Source organism: Actimicrobium sp. CCC2.4 (genome assembly GCF_034347385.1).
In the GTDB taxonomy this organism is placed as follows: Bacteria; Pseudomonadota; Gammaproteobacteria; order Burkholderiales; family Burkholderiaceae_D; genus Actimicrobium.
The window spans coordinates 3,137,863-3,157,684 of sequence record NZ_CP133777.1 but is presented as its reverse complement, the minus strand read 5'-3'; the positions used below and the strand labels follow the sequence as shown (position 1 = coordinate 3,157,684).

Genomic DNA, 19,822 nt, shown 5'->3' with positions numbered 1-19,822 from the left:
CATGAAAAACACCGGACTGAATTTCCGACATCTTTACTATTTTTGGGTAGTTGCCAAGGAGGATAGCATTACACGCGCTGCCGAACGGCTCGGCGTGGCTATCCAGACCATTAGCACCCAGCTTGGGCTACTGGAGAAGTCTATCGGCAAGTCGCTATTCGCACCGCAGGGCAGGCGTCTGGTATTGACCGAGGCCGGACGCATCGCGATGCGCTACGCCGAGCAGATTTTTGCGTTGGGCGAGCAGATGGAAGATGCGCTGGCTGACCTCGATGTCGGCCGGACAATGCGCCTGACAGTCGGGATTTCGGATTCGTTGCCAAAACTCATTGCCTCGCGCCTTCTGGCAGCGGCATTGGCCTTGCCGGAGCGGGTCAAGCTGGTGTGCTACGAGGATCGTTTTGAAGCATTGCTCGGTGAACTCAAGGTCCACAAGCTCGATGTCGTGCTAACGGATCGCCCGGTGCACGCCGGTACGGTCTTGCGGGTGTTCAGTCATTTGTTGGGAGAAAGCGAACTGATGCTGTTCGGTGTGCCGGCGCTGGCAAAGCAATACGAGGCTGGTTTTCCGGCCAGTTTGCAAGGCGCGCCGCTGTTGCTGCCGACACGCAATAATGCGATACGCGGCAGAATCGATCACTGGCTTGAGGCGCAGGATCTGCGCGCTGATGTGGTGGGTGAGTTCGATGACAATGCTTTACTCAATACTTTCGGTCGTAACGGGCTGGGCTTGTTTCCGGCACCGTCAGCGCTGGCCGATGATGTAGCAGCGCAGTTCGGTGCGGTTCCGGTGGGTCCGCTGCAGGGCGTCAAGGAGCAGTTCTACGCGATCTCAAACGAACGCAAGATCAAACATCCGGCCGTTGAGGCCATCCTGTCAGCCATCCACGGCAAGGATCTTACGGGTGGTCACAAGGAGCGCACGTAGGCGCGTATCCCGGCTAGCAACATTTCGACGGCCATCGCGGTCAGGATCAAGCCCATCAAGCGTTCAAATGCCAGCATCGCACGCACCCCGAGTACTTGCTGCATGCGCTCGGCACCCAGCAGCACTGCCAGCCAGACGACAGCGACGGCCGACAGTGCTGCCACATGCAGCAAGACATCAGCGGTGGTGTCCGAGGAAAACAGCAGTACCGTCGCCAGCGCAGAAGGTCCAGCTAGCGCAGGAATGGCGAGCGGCACAATAAAGGGTTCGCCGCTGCTGTCGCTATCACCGAGCACGCCACCCGGTTGCGGGAACACCATCCGCAAAGCGATCAGAAACAGGATGACGCCACCGCCAATGCGCAGTGCAATCTCTGACAATTGCAATGCATTAAGAAAGTGCCGGCCAAAGAACATGAATAGCAAGAGCAACAGGAACGCGATCAGGCATTCACGAACCACGACGCGCCAGCGACGTTCACGTGGCACAACCCGCAGCGCACTGACGAACAAGGGAACATTGCCAAACGGGTCAGTGACCAGCAACAGAAGAATAAATGCCTGAAAAAAAGTATTGGACATGAAGTCAGTACGAAAAGAGTCAAGGGCCGAGTCAGGCCGCATGTTACGACAATGCGTCAGGAGCGCAGCATTCCGTCACCGTCCGGCGTCATGCGGCAGCGGCATTCCGGATAACCGGTGCAGCGCCAGAAGGATTTGAAATCGCCGCTGCGCAAGCTCATCTTGCGCGAGCACACCGGACAAGTCGGACTGCGGAAGTCTCCTTTCACGGCAAGTTGCAGCAGCGCTTCCTGTTGATCTGGCGGTAATGTCAGGATGCGCTTGAGCAGGGTGGGGCCATCCATCAGAATCATGCCAAGGTCTTTTCCGGCTGCAATGGCGTCGCTGCTGAACTTGCCTGCTCCGACGAGGAATGCCTGCTGAACCTGGTGGCGCTGCCGTGCCTCTTGCAAAGCGCGGATCCGGTTGACCTGAATGGCAGCCGGGCCCCCGATGGTGCAGGCGATCGCGTTCATCGCCGTCGATCCCGGTTTCCAGAGTTGAAGGCTGGCTGCGCTGTCAGGCGCGCTGTCAAGTGGGCGGGCATCCAGTCCGACAGTATCGAAATAACTGCGACACAGATCTTCGAAGCGCCGCCATTCCAGTTCCTGCAGCAAGTCCACGCTCCAGTCTGTGAAAGAAGTAGTCACGCTGACGTGATGACGGTGAGGTTCAATGGCGATCGCTGGCACCGGCATGACCAGGCTAGGGTGGCGTTCGCTGCTGGTGATGCGTTCGCGCGTGTCATGGTGGGTACTGGCCCACGTGCTATTGATGTCCGGTTGTCGCCACTGTCCCTGCATCGTTGATTCGCGGGTTTGCCGCAGGGATGTGGTTCGCCCCCGACGGCTGGGCCGTCTGCTGCGCAGACGCGTCACTAGCAGGACAAGCCATAGTCCTAACGAGATCAACCAGAGGATCAGGAGCGCTTGTTCTATCTCGGTAATTTGTTCCGGTGTGAGTGCCGGGAACAACGAGGTCACTTTGAGTCGCGTCACGACATAGGCGAGACCGACAAGAAACATCAACAGGGTAATGATCTGGAAGGCGGTATTGCGTTGGCTGCCCTGATTCATGGGATTGTCTCCGGCGGAAGTGACAGAGTCTGATTATCCAACAGCTTGCTGTTCTGTGGCGTGAAAAAAGTTATTAAAAAGTAATCTGTGGTGCAGGAAGTGGTCTTATTGCCGAATGGCTACGAGCTTCGGTTACCCTTGAACACGCGGTGCATCGGAAGTGTGTTGCTGAATCTTTTTCTCTCGTGCGAGGCAAGTATGGACTCTTTTTTTGGCCGGTATGGCAGTCTGGTGTCAGTAATGACGGCTTTGATGCTTCCACCTGCAGCATCAGCGAATACGTTGCTGCGCTGCCAGATCGAACAGGGAGGGAGCACGCGTGTGGTGGAAGCGACACCGACCGCCAATCCGTACCAGGTTCGGGCGATCGACATCAACGGTCGCTTCCGGTTCAAGGCGGTGATGGTTGGCGATGCAACGCATATCGATTACATCAAGCTGTATGTTTACGACCAGTCGGCCCGTCAGCCTCGACTGTTGCACGAAGCGCGTTACAGCACGCCGGTAGCGGCAATGCCACCGACGTTTCAGACAGGTGTCAATTACGTCTATGCCCCCTACCTGGAGCGCGAGATGCAATACCAGTGCATGTTGATGGAGATCACACCATGAAACGCCTGGCAGCTATCCTCTTGTGCGTGCTGTGCCTGGCTTCTGGCGCGCAGGCGACCGAACCAGTGGTTTCCGTGGCCGTTGTTGGCGACATCATGCTTGCCGAAACACCGGGTAAGGTAGTCCGTAGCGGACGGGATCCATTCGGGCCATTTGCCGCCATCCTCGCCGCGGCAGATATCCGCATCGGTAACCTCGAATGCGTGATCAGCACCAGGGGGTCGCCGCAGCCGGAGAAGCCCTACACCTTTCGTGCGCATCCCCGCACGTTACCGGTAATCAAACGCCATTTCGACGCGGTTGCATTGGCCAATAACCATTCGGGAGATTTCGGCCCGCTGGCATTTGCGGACATGCTGGGACTACTGGAGCGACAGGAAATCGGCTATTTTGGCGGCGGGCGCGACCTGGCGCAGGCGCATCGACCATGGATCGTCGAACGCAAGGGTTTGCGCATTGCCTTCCTGAGCTACAACGAATTTTTCCCGCGCAGTTTTGAAGCCGATACCGACAAGCCCGGGATAGCCTGGAGTGACGATGACCAGGTCCGGCTTGACATTGTGCGGGCCCGCACGCATGACCATGCCGACTTGGTGATTCCTGTCATGCACTGGGGCTGGGAGCATGAACCGACAGCCAGCAAGCGTCAGCGTGAACTGGCGCGTCTGATGATCGATGCCGGTGCCGATGCGGTGATCGGCGGTCATCCGCATGTGACGCAGGACACCGGGCAATACCGCAACAAACCGATCATCTATAGTCTTGGCAATTTCGTCTTTGACGGTTTCAGTGACCGGGATAACAACACCGGCTGGCTATTGCTGATGGACCTGGACCGGCAGGGTGTGCGCAATTGGCGCACGGTGGTCGCCACGATAAATTCCGAAGGGATACCGTACCCGGCACGCAAGGCTGCCGGGTCGTGCTGGGAGCGGGGACAACTTGTAGCAAGTGCCTGTGTCAAGACGATGATCCCGAAGTCCGCGCCGGATTAGTTATCCGTTGCAAACACCGTCCGGTGCGGGTCAAGGCGTGAGTTTGAACAATAGCCACTGCATCTTTGCCTGCTCAATATTTACCAATGAAATCACGTTTGCCGACTTCAATGCCGTTGTGCCGCAGGATGGCGTAGGCCGTGGTGACGTGAAAGAAAAATTGCGGCAATGCGTAATGCAGCAGGTAAGTCTGACCCTTGAAGGACTTGCTGTTCGGACCCGAGCTGGTCGTGATGTCACGCTCCTCGCTGCCATCGATCTGTGCTTGCGGAAGCGAGCCGATGAAGGCCAGCGTTGTGGCAATCCGTGCCTTGAGGTCAGCAAAACTCTGCTCTGTATCTTCGTATTTCGGCACCTCGACTCCGGCCAGTCGCGCGCAACTGCCCTTGGCAAAATCTGCGGCGATCAGCACCTGCCGGGTCAGCGCAAACATGTCCGGAAACAGGCGCGCCTGTAACAGGGCATTCGGGTCGATTTTCTTCTCGTTGGCATGCGCTTCGGCCTTGCCGAGCAAGTCGCTCAAACTGTTGAGCATTTGCGTGAAAACCGGAACGGAAGCGGCGTACATCGACATAGTCATTCTGATCTCCTGTAAAAGTCTGCGGATCATAACGCAGTGACGCCGCAGTGACGTTACCGGCGTGCCTTGCCGCGCGATATTGTGCGGTACGATAGGCGGCCGGACAACCACCACAGAGAGCCCATGCCGATCACCCCGCCGAAAAAGAAATCCCGTCGTTACTTCCTGCTCGGTGCCCTCGGTGTGACGGGGGCGCTGACGGTCGGGTGGGGCCTGATGCCACCGCGCCAGCGCCAGGACGGTAGCGCGCCGCTGCCCGTCGTCGACGGGGAAATCGCGCTCAATGGCTGGATCAAGATCGGCCGGGATGGCAGCGTCACGGTGGCAGTGCATCGCAGCGAAATGGGGCAGGGCGTGCATACCGCGCTGCCGATGCTGGTGGCCGAAGAGCTCGATGTGCCGTTGTCGATGGTGCGCATCATCCAAGCGCCGGTCGACAAAATTTACGGCAATGTCACGATGCTGGCCGACGGCTTGCCTTTTCATCCGGATGATCACGGACTCATCAAGCGCAGTGCCCAACGGTTGACGGCGAAGGTGGCGCGCGAGCTTGGCTTGATGGTTACCGGCGGTTCATCCAGCGTCAAGGATTCGTGGGGCCCGATGCGCGAAGCCGGTGCCACTGCCCGGGCGATGCTGGTCGCTGCCGCTGCGCAGCAATGGAAGGTGCCGGCTACCGAGTGCCTCACCGATGCTGGCGTGGTTACCCATCCGGATGGCAAGCGGGCAACTTACGGCGAGCTGGCCGCAGCGGCCGTGCACAGCAAACCCGGAACGATTTCGCTGCGACAGCCGGCGCAATTCAAATTGATCGGCACTCCGCAGCCCCGGCGCGACTCAGCCGTCAAGGTCGATGGCAGCGCCGTCTTCGGGCTTGATGTGCGACCGCCCGGGATGGTCTACGCCGCCGTGCGGATGTCGCCGACCATCGGCGGCAGCGTCGGTCAGTTCGTCGATGGAGCCGTCAGGGCCATGCCGGGCGTGCTGCAGGTGGTGGATTTTTCGGCTGCCGCCGGCGGTGTGGCTGGCGTTGCGGTAATTGCCAAATCGTTCTGGCAAGCGCAGCAGGCAGTCACGGCGTTACCACTGAAGTGGGTCGCCGGTCCCAATGCGGCGCTCAAGACAGCCGATGTATTTGATGATCTCGTGGCTAAAATCGATAGCGAACCGGGCTATGTGTATTACGCGATCGGCGACATGGCATTGGCCGGTAAGGCGGCCAAGACTTTACAGGTCGAATACCGCGCGCCATTGCTGGCGCACGCGACGATGGAACCCATCAATTGCACTGCTCAGGTCCGTGATGGCAAGGTCACCGTGTGGGCATCGACCCAGGTCCCGAGTATCGCCGTGGCGGCAGCGGCCAAGGTGGCGGGTGTCGGCAAGGAACACGTTACCGTGCATGTCACTTATCTGGGCGGCGGCTTCGGTCGCCGGCTGGAAATCGACATGGTAGCGCAGGCGGTAGCGATCGCCATGACGGCAGCGGGGGCGCCGGTACAGGTGATCTGGTCGCGCGAAGAAGACACCACGCATGACATGTATCGCCCGGCAGCGCTGGCGCGGTTTTCAGCATCACTTGACGGTAACGGTCAGGTGATCGGCTACGACTGTAAGTCGGCATCGGGGTCAATTACGCAGCAGGTACTCAAGCGGACTTTCGGGTTGCCGTCCGGTGGGCCCGACAAGACAACGGTCGAGGGTGAATTTGATCTACCCTACGAATTCCCGAATCAGCGCATTGCCCACGTGATCGCGCCGACGCCGGTCCCGCTTGGTTATTGGCGTTCGGTCGGGCATTCGCATAATGCTTTTTTTACCGAGAGTTTCATTGATGAAATCGCCCTTGCCGCCGGCAAGGATGAAGTCGTGTTCCGCCGCGAGCTGCTGAAAAACCATCCGCGTCATCTGGCCGTGCTGGATGCTGCGCTGGCCAAAGCGGGTGCCGCGCCACGCGGTCGCGCGCATGGCGTGGCACTGCATCAGTCATTTGGCAGCATCGTTGCCGAGGTGGCTGAAGTCTCGATTAATGCCCGCGATATCGTCGTGCACCGGGTAGTTTGCGCCGTCGATTGCGGTATCGCGGTCAATCCGAACCTGATCGCCCAGCAGATGGAATCGGCCGTGATTTTTGGTTTGAGCGCCGCGCTGTTCGGCGAAATCACGCTGCAGGACGGCAAGGTGCAGCAGGATAATTTCAGCAATTACCCGGTCGTACGGATGCATCAGGCACCGCTGGTCGAGACGGTGATCATTGCCAGCAACGAAGCGCCCGAAGGCATCGGCGAGCCCGGCCTGCCGCCGATTGCACCGGCTGTGGCGAATGCCATTTTCAAGCTGACCGGCACCCGCTTGCGTAGCTTGCCACTGCGCTTGACCTGATCAGGCGGCGGCGTCGTCCAGACGTCGCTGCAAGTGGAATTGCTGTTCGTGCGCGTGGCTGGTCGCGAAGCGGGCCAGCTCATCGCCTGACAGCGCTGCTTGCGCCTGCACCAGCCGGTCCGCCAGTTGCATGCCCGGCTGGACACTACCAAAGAAGGCCACATACGCACTACGCTGGACCAGCAAGGTCGGAAAATTTTCGACGTCGATATCACCCAGCAAGTCGGACTGGTCTTCGATATCGATCCACAGGAAATGCTTGTCGGGGTGGAGTGCCGCCAGTTCCTCGAATTGCGGGCGGTACTCGCGACAGACATCGCACCAGGCGGCACATAGGCAGGCGACCAGCAGGTCATCGCCGCGCAGCCATTGCTGCAATCGGGGGAGGGTATCGGCGTTCAGAGTCAGGATGGGCATGGAGCACAAAGCGAATAACGAAAGCGACATCGTAATGCATGTCGGGGCATTGTCACCAGCATGCCGGCCTGATCGGCAATTGAGTGATTCGCCCGATCCCGCCGGCGTGCGCGGTAAAATACGCGCCATGCCCTCCATACTCGCCATCGATACCTCTTCCGAATTTGCCTCCGTCGCGCTGCTGCACGGCGATACCGTCCTGAGCCGGCTTGCCAGCGGTGCGCAAACGCATTCTCAAACGCTGCTGCCGATGGTGCAGCAAGTGCTGCAGGAGGCCGGCATCAGTCTGGCCGATTGCGCGGCCATTGCCTTTGGTGCCGGTCCCGGCTCCTTCACGGGTGTTCGTACGGCTTGCGGTGTCGCGCAAGGATTGGCTTTCGGCGCCGACCGTCCGGTGGTGGCGATCAGCACGCTCGAAGCGATGGCGCAAGCCTGCCACGAGAGCACCGGTGCCAGCGCGGTACTGGCCTTGCTGGATGCCAGGATGGGCGAAGTCTACTGGGCGCAATACCGCTTTACCCCGACTCTCACCCCGACTCTCGAGGTCGTCATCGCTCCTTGCCTGTCGGCACCCGATGGCGTCCAGCCGATCGGTATCGTCACTGCCTGCGGCAATGGACTGTCTGCCTATGCAGAGGCGTTTGCCGGCCGGCCGTTCATGCAGGATGCCCATGCGGACCTGATGCCGCATGCTGCGCAGGTCGCTTCGCTGGCACGGCTGGCACTGGTAGCGGGCGCACAAGTCGCCGCCCGTGACGCCCAACCTATTTACCTGCGCAACAAGATTGCACTGACCACCGCCGAGCGCCTGCTGAAAAGCCAGCAGGTGTCGGCATGAATCTGGTCGCCCGCCCGCTGCAGATGCCCTATCAGGATCCGTCGCTGCAGTTCCGTTCAATGACCGAACAGGATCTGGACGAGGTCGTGGCGATCGAAGACGTGGTGTATCCGCACCCGTGGTCGCGCGGTAATTTCAGCGATTCAATCCGCAGCGGTTATCAGGCCCGCGTGCTGCGTGACGGGCAAGGCGTGCTGCTGGGTTATTTTTTGCTGATGCTGTCGGTTGATGAAGCGCATTTGCTCAATATTTCGGTGCGGATTGACTTGCACGGGCGCGGCCTTGGTCGCCTGTTACTGGCTGAAATCATCACGCTGGCGAAGCAGCTCGGCATGCTCTCGGTGCTGCTTGAGGTAAGGCCGTCGAATCATCGTGCATTGGTGGTGTACGAGCGCTATGGCTTCGTGCGGATCGGGCTACGCAAGAATTACTACCCGGCCGATACCGGCGCACGCGAAGATGCCATCGTGATGCGGTTCGTGCCATGACGCCGGCAGCGGGCGGGCTGACGCGCCGTACCAGGTTCTTGCAGGCATTGGGGATTGGTCCGGTCTGGGTGCAACGGGATACGGTGGTGTCGGACGACGTGCCGTTGCCGGTCGCCATCGCGGTGCCGGCGGCGCCACCGGTTGCCGGGGTTGCCGCGCCAGTGGTGTCGAAACAGGATAAAGCCGTTTCGGCTTGGGATGATGCATCGGTCCCTGTGCGTGCCGCCGCTGCGGCTGCACCGATCCTTGTAATGCCGGCCGATGAAGGCGCTGTCGCCATCGCCCGCATGTCCTGGCAGGAACTCGAACTCGCTGTCGCCAGTTGCACCCGCTGTCCGCTTTGCAGGAACCGCAAGCAGGCAGTGCTCGGTGCCGGTGATCAAAAGCCCGGTTGGTTGTTCGTAGGCGAAGGTCCGGGGCATGTCGAGGACCAGCAAGGCGAGCCATTCGTCGGTCCTGCGGGCAAGCTGCTCGACAATATGTTGCTGGCACTGGAGCTGCCGCGCGGCGAAAACAATTATCTGGCCAATGCCGTCAAATGCCGTCCGGTTGGTGCTGACGGCAAGGACCGTCCGCCAAGTGTCGACGAAAGCGCCGCCTGCCGGCCGTACCTGGAACGCCAGATCGCCTTGCTCCAGCCTGCCGTCATCGTCGCGCTGGGCAAGGTGGCCGCCCTGTCACTGCTAGGTGGCGATCCGAAGATCGCCGTTGCTGCCTTGCGCGAACACACCCACCGCTACGGCAGCATCCCCGTCGTAGTGACCTATCATCCCGCCTACCTGCTACGCAAACCACTGGACAAGGCCAAGTCATGGCGCGACCTGTGCCTGGCCACGCAGGCCTATGCGAGTGACGGCAAACTTGCAGTCTGACCGGTTCCAGGCAGTCTTCCATGCGCGCTGGTCGGGCTTGCACGACCCGCACGTGCGGGCGCTGGCCTGGTTGCTCGATGCACCCGACTTGCTTGACCCGGCCGCCGCGCAATGGCATGGCAAGATCGCCACGCTGACAGTGGCGGACGATCTCGCGCCATGGTTGGCCGCGCTCGATCGCGCACCCGACGAGTTACATGCGTACCTGGCGTTGCGGCCTTACGAACGACTCGGTCGCTATGCCGAAAAGCTGCTGGCGTTTTACTTTGCCCGGCAAGGCGTGCTGGTCGCGCATGGCGTGCAGGTGCAGGCCGGAAAAAATCAGACCATCGGCGAGTTCGACTATCTGCTGCGCCATGCCGGACAGCTTGAGCATTGGGAATTTGCGACCAAGCTGTATTTGCTTGAAGGCAGTGCTGACGGCGATTATTTTGTCGGACCCAACCTGGCCGATACGCTGGGAACCAAGATGCGCAAGATCCTCGAGCGCCAGCTCGCGCTTGGCCGGCATCCGGACGCCCAGGTGCATTTGCCGGCACCGATAGACCGCGCCTGTGCACTGATCAAAGGTTGGCTGTTTTATCACGGTAACGACCAGCCCGCGCAGGCGCTCGGGGTGCGTCCGGATCACTGTCGCGGTTTCTGGTGCGCACAGGCCGAGGCAGGCCAATTGGCTGCTGATGGTTTTATGGTGCTGCCGAGGTTGTCCTGGCTGGCACCGCTGCAGGTCGGCTTGGATCAGCCGTTGAACAAGGCAGAGATGATCAGCGCGCTGGCGGCGCATTTTGCGCAGAATCCGATGCCGGTCCTGGTGTCGTTATTGCACGCGGCCAACGGCTTTGCTCAGGAATTTTCCCGCGGATTCATCGTGCCGGATGACTGGCGCGAGCGTGCAGGTCAACGCGCCCAGCGCGCTTTCATTGCCAGCCATCGCGATGATTGACCGATCAATGCTTGTGCTCGCCGATCAGCGCGAGTGAGTCGAATTCCTGCTGGTTGCGCTTGTGCTTGCGCATCACGACCAGCATCATGCCGGCGACAAACAAGCCAAACATCAGGATGACGATGTTCACGTTCAGGTTCATCTTGATCATGATGGCATACAGGACCAGCATGCCCAGGACCGACAGGTTCTCGTTGAAATTCTGGACGGCGATAGAGTGGCCGGCGCTCATTAGCACATGGCCGCGATGTTGCAGCAGAGCGTTCATCGGCACCACGAAAAACCCGGACAATGCACCGATCAGGATCAGCAGCGGGTAGGCAATCCAGACTGTCGTCACCATGGTCATCGACACCACCACCAGTCCCATCACCACGCCCAGCGGCATGACTGACAGCGACTTTTTCAGCGGGACAAAACGCGCGGCCGCGACAGCGCCGAAAGCGACGCCCACGGCTACCACACCTTGCAGGATGGCAGCCTGGTCGAGCGGAATATGCAGCGATTTCTCGGCCCATTTCAGAACAATGAATTGCAGCGTCGCACCGGCTCCCCAGAACAAGGTCGTCACGCCTAGCGAGATCTGGCCCAATTTGTCTTTCCAGAGCAAGCGGTAGCACTGTGCAAAATCGCCGATCAAACGGAAGGGGTTACGTTCCTGATGGGCGTAGCGTGCGCCGGTATCGGGGATTTTCAGGTTGAATACCGCCGCCAGCAGGTAGGACAGAACGATGACCGAGAGCGCCGCCTCGATGGGTGTGTTGATGCCCGTATCGATGAGCGGCATGTCGAATTCCAGCAGCGTGGCGGCAATCGACGGATTGACCAGCGATCCGCCCAGCACTGTGCCGAAAATGATTGAGGCAATCGTTAGCCCTTCGATCCAGCCGTTGGCGGCGACCAGTTTTTCTGCCGGCAGCAACTCGGTCAGGATGCCGTATTTGGCCGGAGAATAGGCGGCCGCCCCGAGGCCAACGACGGCATACGCCAGCAGCGGATGCACCTTGAAAAACATCAGGCTGCAGCCGAAGACTTTGACCAGGTTCGTGACGAACATGACGCGTCCTTTGGGTAACGCGTCGGCGAAGGCGCCGACGAAGGCCGCCAGCAGGATGTAGGAGAGCGCAAAAAACAGTTTCAGCAATGGTGTCATCCATTGCGGGGAGTGCATTTCCGTCAGGAGTGCTATCGCGGCTATCAGTAACGCGTTGTCGGCCAGCGAGGAGAAAAACTGCGCTGCCATGATGGTGTAAAAACCGCGATTCATACGCATGCTCAGGGGCGCTATGGTGGTTATGTCGGCTTGCTTTATACCATGAAAATAGTTGGCAACTCTGAATTTGCGGCAGTGTTTGGAGGGTCGGCTCCGGTAAAATGAGAGGGCCTTATTAAAGCGCTATCAACGCTACTTTTATTCGACTATTTTTATCACTGTTTATCGGATGTATGCCTAGACCACTCGTTTCCATTATTGATATTTCTGCGTTGCAGCATAATCTGGCGGAAGCGCGCCGGCGCATGCCCGCAGCGATCACCTGGGCAGTCGTCAAGGCGAATGCTTACGGCCACGGGTTGGAGCGCGGCATGCGTGCTTTCGGCGCGGCGGACGGCCTGGCGCTGGTGGAGCCCGAGGCCGCCGTCGCGTTGCGCGAGCTCGGCTGGTGTAAGCCCATCCTGCTACTGGAAGGCTGTTTTGATCTGATCGATTTCCGGTTGGCAGCGCAACATCGGCTTGAACTGACGATCCATTGTCCGCAGCAAATCGGCTGGCTGGAGCAAACCCGTTTCGATGCGCCCGTGAACGTCCACCTGAAAATGAACAGCGGCATGAATCGGCTTGGGTTTATGCCGCAGGATTTTGCTGCGGCTTACCAGCGCCTGCGATCGAATCCCCGGGTGGGCAAGATTGCGCTGATGACGCACTTTGCCAATGCCGATGCAGCAGACACACCGGCCATGACCCTCGTCGAACAGGTCCGCCGATTCCAGCTCGGCAGCGCCGGAATCGATGCGCCATGGAATATTTCGAATTCTGCAGCGACATTGCTGCACGCCGACATGCGCAGCCACGAAGTTCGCCCCGGCATCATGCTGTACGGTGGCACACCCGGTACGCACACCTCGACACCGGCCGGTGCTTTCGGCTTGCGTTCTGCGATGACGTTGCAAAGCGAACTGATCGCCGTCCAGCAAATTCATCCAGGTGATGCGGTTGGCTACGGTAGCCGGTTCATCGCAGAAACACCGATGACCATTGGCGTGGTGGCTTGCGGTTATGCCGATGGCTATCCGCGGCATGCACCGAGCGGCACGCCGGTGCTGGTCGATGGTGTGCGTACCCGACTGGTCGGCAATGTGTCGATGGACATGCTGACCGTCGACCTCACGCCTATCCCGACGGCTCACCACGGCAGTTGCGTCACGCTCTGGGGAGACGGCTTGCCGATTGACGAGGTGGCGCAAGCGGCCGGTACCATTGGTTACGAATTGATGTGCGCCATCGCGCCACGCGTGCGCGTCACCGAGCGCTAACACTTTCTAATACGGGTCCCATGGCAAAAGCAAAAACCAATTTCACCTGCAGCGAATGCGGTGGCATCAGCAACAAGTGGACGGGCCAGTGTCCGTCCTGCGGGCAATGGAATGCGCTCGTTGAAACCCAGATCGAAAGCGCCGGCATCAACCGCTTGTCGCAGCAGGCCGCGCCCGTGAGCCTGGCGCAGACTGCCCCGGTGCTGTCGCTGGCCGATATCGAGGCTGTCGAGGTGCCACGCTTTGGCACCGGTATCGAAGAATTCGATCGTGTGCTTGGCGGCGGCCTGGTGCCGGGCGGTGTGGTGCTGATCGGAGGCGATCCGGGCATCGGCAAATCGACGCTGTTATTGCAGGCGCTGGCCAATCTCTCGCGCAGCAAGAAGGTGCTGTATGTCAGTGGCGAGGAATCGGGTGCACAGATTGCGTTGCGCGCCAAGCGACTGGCGGTTGACGCCAAAGACCTGCAGTTGCAGGCCGAAATCCAGCTCGAAAAAATCCTGTACACGCTGGCCGAACACAAGCCCGACGTCGCCGTGATCGATTCGATTCAAACGGTGTATTCGGATGCACTCAGTTCGGCACCGGGGTCGGTGGCGCAGGTGCGTGAATGTGCGGCGCAACTCACGCGTACTGCCAAGCAGACCGGCGTGACCATCATCATGGTCGGGCATGTCACCAAGGAGGGTGCACTGGCAGGGCCGCGTGTACTGGAGCACATCGTGGATACGGTGCTGTATTTCGAGGGCGATACCCACTCCAGTTTCCGGCTGGTCCGCGCGGTTAAAAATCGTTTCGGCGCGGTCAATGAACTGGGCGTGTTTGCGATGACCGAGAAGGGCTTGAAGGGTGTGTCCAACCCCTCGGCCCTGTTCTTGTCGCAGCACGATAACCAGGTTCCGGGCTCTTGCGTGATGGTGACGCAAGAGGGAACGCGGCCCTTGCTGGTCGAGATACAGGCGCTGGTCGATACTTCGCATGCGCCGAATGCCCGGCGTCTGTCGGTGGGACTTGATCAAAACCGGCTGGCGATGTTACTCGCCGTGCTGCATCGACATGCCGGCGTGGCAGCCTTCGATCAGGATGTCTTCATCAACGCCGTCGGTGGCGTCAAGATCACCGAACCGGCGGCTGACCTGGCCGTGATGCTGGCGATCCAGTCCTCATTGCGCAACAAGCCCTTGCCACGCGGTCTGGTGGTATTTGGCGAGGTCGGTCTGGCCGGTGAAATCCGTCCGGCGCCGCGCGGACAGGAGCGCTTGCGCGAAGCCGCCAAGCTGGGATTTTCAATCGCGATGATCCCGAAGGCGAATGCGCCGAAAGGCAAGGTCGAAGGCTTGACCATCATCGCCGTCGAGCGCATTGACGAGGCGCTGGAAAAAATTCGCGATGCTGCCCTTTGACCGCTGCGGCAATCCATTTCTGTCTTGCCGGCAGTCGCGCACGTAACTACCTTTCTTGTACCGTCGCGATGGTGCCGCCTGCTAGCTGGCACTGCTCTCTTTGGCGCAAGTCACGGTAAACTCCCGGCCATCTTCTGCAGTGGCCTGCCAGTTGCCATCGGCTTGTTTGCTGACGCTGCCTTTGCCGCGGGTAACTTGCGGCTTGTGGCAGATGGCTGCCGGAAGCCGCCAGGCCATTTGTGCCAATGAGGTGGGATGGCTGGCTTTCAATTCAAGGCCGCTACCCTGATCGCTTAACTTCCATTCCACGTCCTCCCTGCGCGTCATGAAGCGCGCGACATCGGTCATCGTGCGCCATTTGAACTTGTGTTGCTCCTGAAGCGACTTTGCCGTATCGAGCAACGCATGCATCGAGTCGGCGTAATACGGCACACCGATCGGGTGGCAATAAATCTGGCGGATGGTGTTGTTGGACGCTACAAATCGGGTGAGTGCCACGAGCCAGTCGGTCATCGGACCGGCGGGCTGCTTGGCGAACATAGCTTCTTCGAACGACGCAATGCGACCGAACGGTGTGATCGGGATCGACCAGGTGTGTTTGTCGATGAGCGCATTATTCTGGAACATGCGCGTCGGGCCCATGCCCAGGTTGGACGTGGTGTAGTAGGTTTCGACGCCATGTTGGCCGATCCAGTCGGTGACCCAACGCGGGTGGTTGCCGATCGGTGCCGAATATTCGGTAATGGGCCGACCGGTGACAGTGCGCATCGCATCATTGTTGTAGACGAGATATTTTTCATATTCGTTGCTGTTCGTATCGTTGATGCGCGTGCCGAAATAATTATGGATCCAGCCTCCATGATTGCCGATGGCATTGCCGCGCGCCTGCAAATACCGTATCCACTGCTGGGTCTTCTCGTTGTGTACGACATCCATGCCGAAGCCATCACCAAACTGGTTGACGTCGGGGCCGGCCGTGAAGTGGATCGAGTAGGGCCCCTGATCGAAGATTCCCATTTTTTGCAGCGTCGCAAGGCTCTTGATGGCAGAACCATTATCCACGTGAATATTCAAGATGAGTCCGCCAACCCCATCCGGTGCGGGTAACAAACGTGGCAGACCGACAAAGTCATCCGAAAAATAACGCAAAAATGCGTGCATCAGCAAGCCATCGGTACTGTTCTTGAGCAAGCCGAGCGGCAGGTTAATGAAAAGGGTTTCGCCCTTGCCAAGCCGATGTCTGGCAGCAACCACATGAGCCTCCGGTGTCAGCATCAGCACCTTGGTATCAGGAGAGACGATCCCTGTCTGGAATAGCGGATATTTCAGTTCGTCGTAGCGATAGGTGGTCATCCAGTGATCGAATTTCTGATTGTTCCACGAGACCGGCTGCTCCACCTGGGTCCGGCCGGGCGGGATGCCAATGCTTAAGACGGACTCGCTGGTACCAATCACCGGACTGGCCCGCACGACTGCCTTGCCGAATTTTTCGTACATGGCATATTCCACGCCGGCGACATCAGACAGTCGCGCACTGACAGGAGCATAGGCCCCGCTGAGGTCATAGGTCAGCGCGTCAAAGACCAGCATGAGTTTGCCGCCCTGGCGAACATAATCCCGCAGCGTGTCGGTCAGATACGCGGAAGCACGCCGGTGTAGTTTGTCCGGCACGACGATCCCCGCATAGTTTTTCTGATCGGATGGACGGGCTCGCAGGAATTGGCTGGCCGTGACGATTTCGAGCTTGATGCCTTCTTCCAGCGCGGCCTGCTGCCAGATTTTTTCGATATCGGCATCGGTTCCGTCCGCCACCAGCAAGGCCAATGTGCGTTTTTGATCGAATGACGGCCAAATGGCATAGGCCAGCGTGCTGCTGGCAAGCGCTGCGATGACGAGCAATATCCAGCCGTTTTTAGTGATTTTCAAGCGAAATTCCTTGTCTTAATTAATGAGGCTGCCTGGCTTACGCAGACGCTGTGCGCCTCCTTGCCGGCATATCGACCAGACTATTTCCGGAGTGATCGGCGGGTGAATTGGCATCTCGATCGCGATTCGGCGTCGCAATTCCGGGTGGGAGATCAGCGTGGTACTCGACGCTGGTCTGACTATAAATATCCGGAATCCTCCGGCTATCGGGTGATCTCCTCCGGCACCATGCTGACGGTCCAGGAATACAGCGCGACGAACAACAGCATGTCGAAGACAGCACCGAGGCAGATGTAGAGCACGGGCATGTAGAGCAGCGACATCTTGTAGAGAATCAGCGTATGCAAGACGACCTTGTGCGGAATCATCAGGATGAAGTAGCTCAGGATGAACATTGTGTGGGTGATTTTGGCGGTCAGGCTCAAGTCCAGCAGGTAATAGCCGATTGCCAGCATTACCGGTATCGCCAGCATCAGCATGCTTCCCATGCTGACGATGTCGCGCATGTGATCCGGAATCGAATACGGGAATTGTGATGGTGCGTACCAGAAAAACAGCAGGGCAAGCGCCTGGACGACACAGACGATGCGTAACAGGTACTGCAACGGTAACTTGTCTTTGTGCATGTTTGAAGTCAGCGCAAACACGACGAAGGTGGTCATTGCTGACGCGAGCTTGGTCGTGAAACTCGGCATGTACGATGCGTTGGCCGCACCTATCCACTCAAAATTCAAGGTCTTCATTGCCATCGTCTGCTGTTCGGCATAGAGCGGGATATCGAGGCGTGTCAGCCAGAATTGGATGCAGCCACGCCAGAAGTTCAGGATGAATGGCTCGCCAAGCAGCAGCAACGTACAAACTACGGTCGGTAGCAAAAGCGCCTGCGCAATCACGGACGGACCGGCGGTGAGTCGGCGCAGAGCACGATGCTGGCCCGCCGTCGCGTGGTGCTGGCGGGCTTCCTGGATAGCGCGCGCGGCGGATACGATGGCCGCGTTGCGCATTTGTAGTGGTGCGGAAAGGGAGTCTTTTTGATTTTGCATATTACTCAATCGAAATGTCGCGACAAGCCGATATCAATGCCGCTACGTTCGTAGGTCGGGTTGCGGTAATGACTAATGCTGATGCTGCCCCCCCAGTTCTGATTGATCCGGCGGCGCCACGCCAGACTGGCCTCCTGGCTATTGAAGTTCACCAGGCTGGTGTCCGGCGTCAATGGTAGATAGCCTTCATTGCCCCAGGCTACGCGTGCCGACAGTGCATTACGTGGATCGGGGTTGTAGCTGGTGGCGATAAACTGCTGACGCGTCATCACAGCGCCGGGACTGCTGCGATTGAAGCGCACCCCGGCTTCCAGCACCAGCGGCTGTTCGAAATACCACGCTCCGCCCAAGCTGAGGCTGCGGTCGACATGACCGTCGGGTGCGTCGTAATAGCCAAGTCCGATCGAACTGATGAAGTTTTTTTCAGGTAACCATTTTTTGTAGAGAAAGCCATCAACGCGATAGCGGGGTAAGTAGAAAGCACCATCGCCAAGCCCGATCGATGCACTGGCAAACCACCGGTCGTCCAGGGTGATGGTGTCGGTCAGACCCGCGAAGGTGCCGCCGGTATCGTATTCGCGCTTGCTTGACAGTTCCCCTTGCAGTAAGTGCCTGCCCTGTTCCATTACGCCCCGGACGGTGAGGTGGTGCCACGACGAATAACCGCCAGTCAGTTGCTGGGTGCCAGTGGTGACTTCGAATGCGCGCAGTGCCGGTCGCAACAGCACATCCGGCGGCGCAGTCTGGCTTGTTTCGGCGTGGACTGGCAGTGCTACTAGTCCAAACAAGGCGATGGCGTGGCAACTCCGGTAAAAGTTAGCTGGCAATTTCGGCTCCGTGAGAAGGGGCCGGTGCCAGAATCGCAGCGATTCGCTGTGCCGCATGGCCGTCTCCGAAGGGGCTTTGATGGACTTGCATGCGTCGGTAGGTCGCGCTGTCATCGAGCAATAGACGCGCCTGTTCGCAGATGAAGGCAATGTCAGTGCCAACCAGCAAAGCACCTCCGGCCTCGACGAGTTCCTGGCGTTCGGTGCTCGTGCGGGCGATCAAAACCGGCTTTGCAAAGGCCGAGGCTTCTTCCTGGATACCGCCGGAATCCGTCAGCGTGAAATGACAGCGCACCAGCAAATCAATGAGCGCCGGATAGTCGAGCGGGTCAGTCAGGCAGATGCGTTCTCTGACGTTCGGTGGAAGTGCCGAGATTTCACGTTCGACATCGCTACGCACCGCCGGATTCGGGTGGACTGGCCACAGTGCAACCACACCATCATGTCGGGCGACGATGGCCGCTGCCGCTTGCGCGATCTGGCGTATTGGTGCACCCCAGTTTTCGCGTCGGTGTGCCGTGATCAGGATGAGTCGATCGTCGCGATACTGGCGCAGGAATGTCCGTGCATTTTCCGGGATAGCCGGGTTGTTTTCGCCCGCGGCATGTTGCAAACGGTCACGGGTCCAGAGGGCCGCATCGATCACCGTGTTGCCCACCATGAAGATATTGTCGTTGGCGATATTTTCTGCACGCAGGTTGTCCCTGGCCTGTTTGGTTGGCGGGAAATGCCAGCGCGCCAGTCGGCCGATCAACTCGCGATTTTTTTCTTCGGGGAAGGGATCGCGCTGATGGGTACGCAGGCCGGCTTCGACATGGGCGACGGGGATGTCGTCGTAATAGCCGGTCAGGGCACCGACGAATGCGGAACTGGTATCGCCTTGGACCAGGATGACATCGGGTTGCAGCGACCGTACGGCGTCCGCAAGTCCGTCAGTCAGTGCCGACGTCAGATGCGCCAGTGCGGACGACTTGCGCTGCAGGTTGATGACGATATCCGGGGGCATATCGAAGAAGCGGTACAGTTCGTGGGCAACGGCCTCATGTTGTCCGGTATGAATGATTTGTACGTGTTGTCCGCGAGCTTGCAGTGCCTTATAAACGGGGGCCATCTTGATGATTTCCGGCCGTGTTCCTAGGCAAGTAAGAAAAGTTTTTTTTTGCATGAGTGAAGGAAAGTTGATGGGTTGGGTTGCGATGGATAGTCGTTGTTCGATGGATCGATTCCGGCCGACCTTCTATCCTTGTTGCGCGGCGCATGGGCAGAAGTCGCAGGGCTGATTTTCGGGTCGGGACTGGTGAAAAACCTGACTCTTTTTAAGCGTTGCGCTTTTATAGCATTTGAGTTTTTGGCTCTATTTGATAAAAGTCATGGTGACTATCTATCCACTTAAGTTGTGT

General features: G+C 59.0%; 19 protein-coding genes. 10 read left to right on the top strand and 9 right to left on the bottom strand.

Annotated features, from left to right (window positions below; translation table 11 throughout):
• The first annotated feature begins 1 nt into the window (after position 1).
• Entirely contained in the window at positions 2-928 is a 927-nt protein-coding gene (gene nhaR / locus RHM62_RS14480) for a transcriptional activator NhaR (RefSeq protein ID WP_322122781.1), read from the top strand.
• Here the strand turns inward: nhaR and RHM62_RS14475 are convergent.
• Both RHM62_RS14475 and RHM62_RS14470 read right to left on the bottom strand, forming a co-directional pair.
• Entirely contained in the window at positions 910-1,509 is a 600-nt protein-coding gene (locus tag RHM62_RS14475) for a MarC family protein (RefSeq protein WP_009666853.1), read from the bottom strand. The two genes, nhaR and RHM62_RS14475, sit on opposite strands and share 19 nt — an antisense overlap.
• Before the next feature lie 56 nt (positions 1,510-1,565).
• Positions 1,566-2,564, bottom strand: coding sequence for a restriction endonuclease (locus RHM62_RS14470; RefSeq protein ID WP_322122780.1), 999 nt, complete (start codon positions 2,562-2,564; stop codon positions 1,566-1,568).
• Between the two features lie 252 nt (positions 2,565-2,816).
• Between RHM62_RS14470 and RHM62_RS14465 the strand changes: the two genes are divergently transcribed.
• Together RHM62_RS14465 and RHM62_RS14460 are read left to right on the top strand one after the other, a co-directional pair.
• Entirely contained in the window at positions 2,817-3,176 is a 360-nt protein-coding gene (locus tag RHM62_RS14465) for a hypothetical protein (protein WP_322122779.1), read from the top strand.
• On the top strand, positions 3,173-4,171 hold the full coding sequence (locus RHM62_RS14460; protein ID WP_322122778.1) for a CapA family protein: 999 nt from the start codon (positions 3,173-3,175) through the stop codon (positions 4,169-4,171). Before RHM62_RS14465 ends, RHM62_RS14460 begins: the two co-directional genes overlap by 4 nt.
• A gap of 73 nt (positions 4,172-4,244) precedes the next feature.
• On the opposite strand, the gene RHM62_RS14455 is transcribed toward RHM62_RS14460, so the two are convergent.
• Positions 4,245-4,751: a DUF1993 domain-containing protein gene (locus RHM62_RS14455; protein WP_322122777.1), complete on the bottom strand. Its 507-nt coding sequence runs from the start codon at positions 4,749-4,751 to the stop codon at positions 4,245-4,247.
• A 123-nt stretch (positions 4,752-4,874) separates the two neighbouring features.
• Here RHM62_RS14455 and RHM62_RS14450 point away from each other — a divergent pair, with 123 nt between their 5' ends.
• A complete protein-coding gene (locus tag RHM62_RS14450) occupies positions 4,875-7,133 on the top strand; it encodes a xanthine dehydrogenase family protein molybdopterin-binding subunit (protein WP_322122776.1) in 2,259 nt (752 codons plus the stop codon).
• On the opposite strand, the gene RHM62_RS14445 is transcribed toward RHM62_RS14450, so the two are convergent.
• A complete protein-coding gene (locus tag RHM62_RS14445) occupies positions 7,134-7,550 on the bottom strand; it encodes a thioredoxin family protein (RefSeq protein WP_322122775.1) in 417 nt (138 codons plus the stop codon).
• Positions 7,551-7,677: 127 nt separating this feature from the next.
• Between RHM62_RS14445 and tsaB the strand changes: the two genes are divergently transcribed.
• Genes tsaB through RHM62_RS14425 form a run of 4 tightly spaced genes read left to right on the top strand, consistent with a single transcriptional unit; the run spans position 7,678 to position 10,691 of the window.
• Positions 7,678-8,388 (top strand): tRNA (adenosine(37)-N6)-threonylcarbamoyltransferase complex dimerization subunit type 1 TsaB, encoded by a 711-nt coding sequence (tsaB, locus tag RHM62_RS14440; RefSeq protein WP_322125417.1) that lies wholly within the window; start codon positions 7,678-7,680, stop codon positions 8,386-8,388.
• Entirely contained in the window at positions 8,385-8,876 is a 492-nt protein-coding gene (rimI, locus tag RHM62_RS14435) for a ribosomal protein S18-alanine N-acetyltransferase (RefSeq protein ID WP_322122774.1), read from the top strand. The genes tsaB and rimI overlap by 4 nt, the downstream gene beginning before the upstream one ends.
• A complete protein-coding gene (locus RHM62_RS14430) occupies positions 8,873-9,748 on the top strand; it encodes a uracil-DNA glycosylase (RefSeq protein WP_322122773.1) in 876 nt (291 codons plus the stop codon). Before rimI ends, RHM62_RS14430 begins: the two co-directional genes overlap by 4 nt.
• Positions 9,720-10,691, top strand: a complete 972-nt coding sequence (locus tag RHM62_RS14425) for a DUF1853 family protein (RefSeq protein WP_322122772.1) — start codon at positions 9,720-9,722, stop codon at positions 10,689-10,691. The genes RHM62_RS14430 and RHM62_RS14425 overlap by 29 nt, the downstream gene beginning before the upstream one ends.
• Positions 10,692-10,695: 4 nt before the next feature.
• Here the strand turns inward: RHM62_RS14425 and lplT are convergent, their stop codons facing one another.
• Positions 10,696-11,958, bottom strand: coding sequence for a lysophospholipid transporter LplT (lplT, locus tag RHM62_RS14420; RefSeq protein ID WP_322122771.1), 1,263 nt, complete (start codon positions 11,956-11,958; stop codon positions 10,696-10,698).
• A gap of 179 nt (positions 11,959-12,137) precedes the next feature.
• On the opposite strand from lplT, the gene alr reads away from it, so the two are divergent.
• Together alr and radA are read left to right on the top strand one after the other, a co-directional pair.
• Positions 12,138-13,223, top strand: a complete 1,086-nt coding sequence (gene alr / locus RHM62_RS14415) for an alanine racemase (RefSeq protein WP_322122770.1) — start codon at positions 12,138-12,140, stop codon at positions 13,221-13,223.
• Positions 13,224-13,243: 20 nt separating this feature from the next.
• Positions 13,244-14,626, top strand: coding sequence for a DNA repair protein RadA (radA, locus tag RHM62_RS14410; protein WP_322122769.1), 1,383 nt, complete (start codon positions 13,244-13,246; stop codon positions 14,624-14,626).
• An 81-nt stretch (positions 14,627-14,707) separates the two neighbouring features.
• Here the strand turns inward: radA and RHM62_RS14405 are convergent, their stop codons facing one another.
• The 4 genes from RHM62_RS14405 to wecB form a co-directional block, all read right to left on the bottom strand.
• On the bottom strand, positions 14,708-16,552 hold the full coding sequence (locus RHM62_RS14405) for a polysaccharide deacetylase family protein (RefSeq protein ID WP_322122768.1): 1,845 nt from the start codon (positions 16,550-16,552) through the stop codon (positions 14,708-14,710).
• A gap of 203 nt (positions 16,553-16,755) precedes the next feature.
• On the bottom strand, positions 16,756-17,595 hold the full coding sequence (locus tag RHM62_RS14400; protein WP_322122767.1) for a hypothetical protein: 840 nt from the start codon (positions 17,593-17,595) through the stop codon (positions 16,756-16,758).
• A 5-nt stretch (positions 17,596-17,600) separates the two neighbouring features.
• Entirely contained in the window at positions 17,601-18,422 is an 822-nt protein-coding gene (locus RHM62_RS14395) for a YaiO family outer membrane beta-barrel protein (RefSeq protein ID WP_322122766.1), read from the bottom strand.
• Positions 18,412-19,587 carry a non-hydrolyzing UDP-N-acetylglucosamine 2-epimerase gene (wecB, locus tag RHM62_RS14390; protein WP_322122765.1) on the bottom strand — a complete coding sequence of 392 codons (1,176 nt, stop codon included), beginning with the start codon at positions 19,585-19,587 and terminating at the stop codon, positions 18,412-18,414. The genes RHM62_RS14395 and wecB overlap by 11 nt, the downstream gene beginning before the upstream one ends.
• Positions 19,588-19,822: the final 235 nt, after the last annotated feature.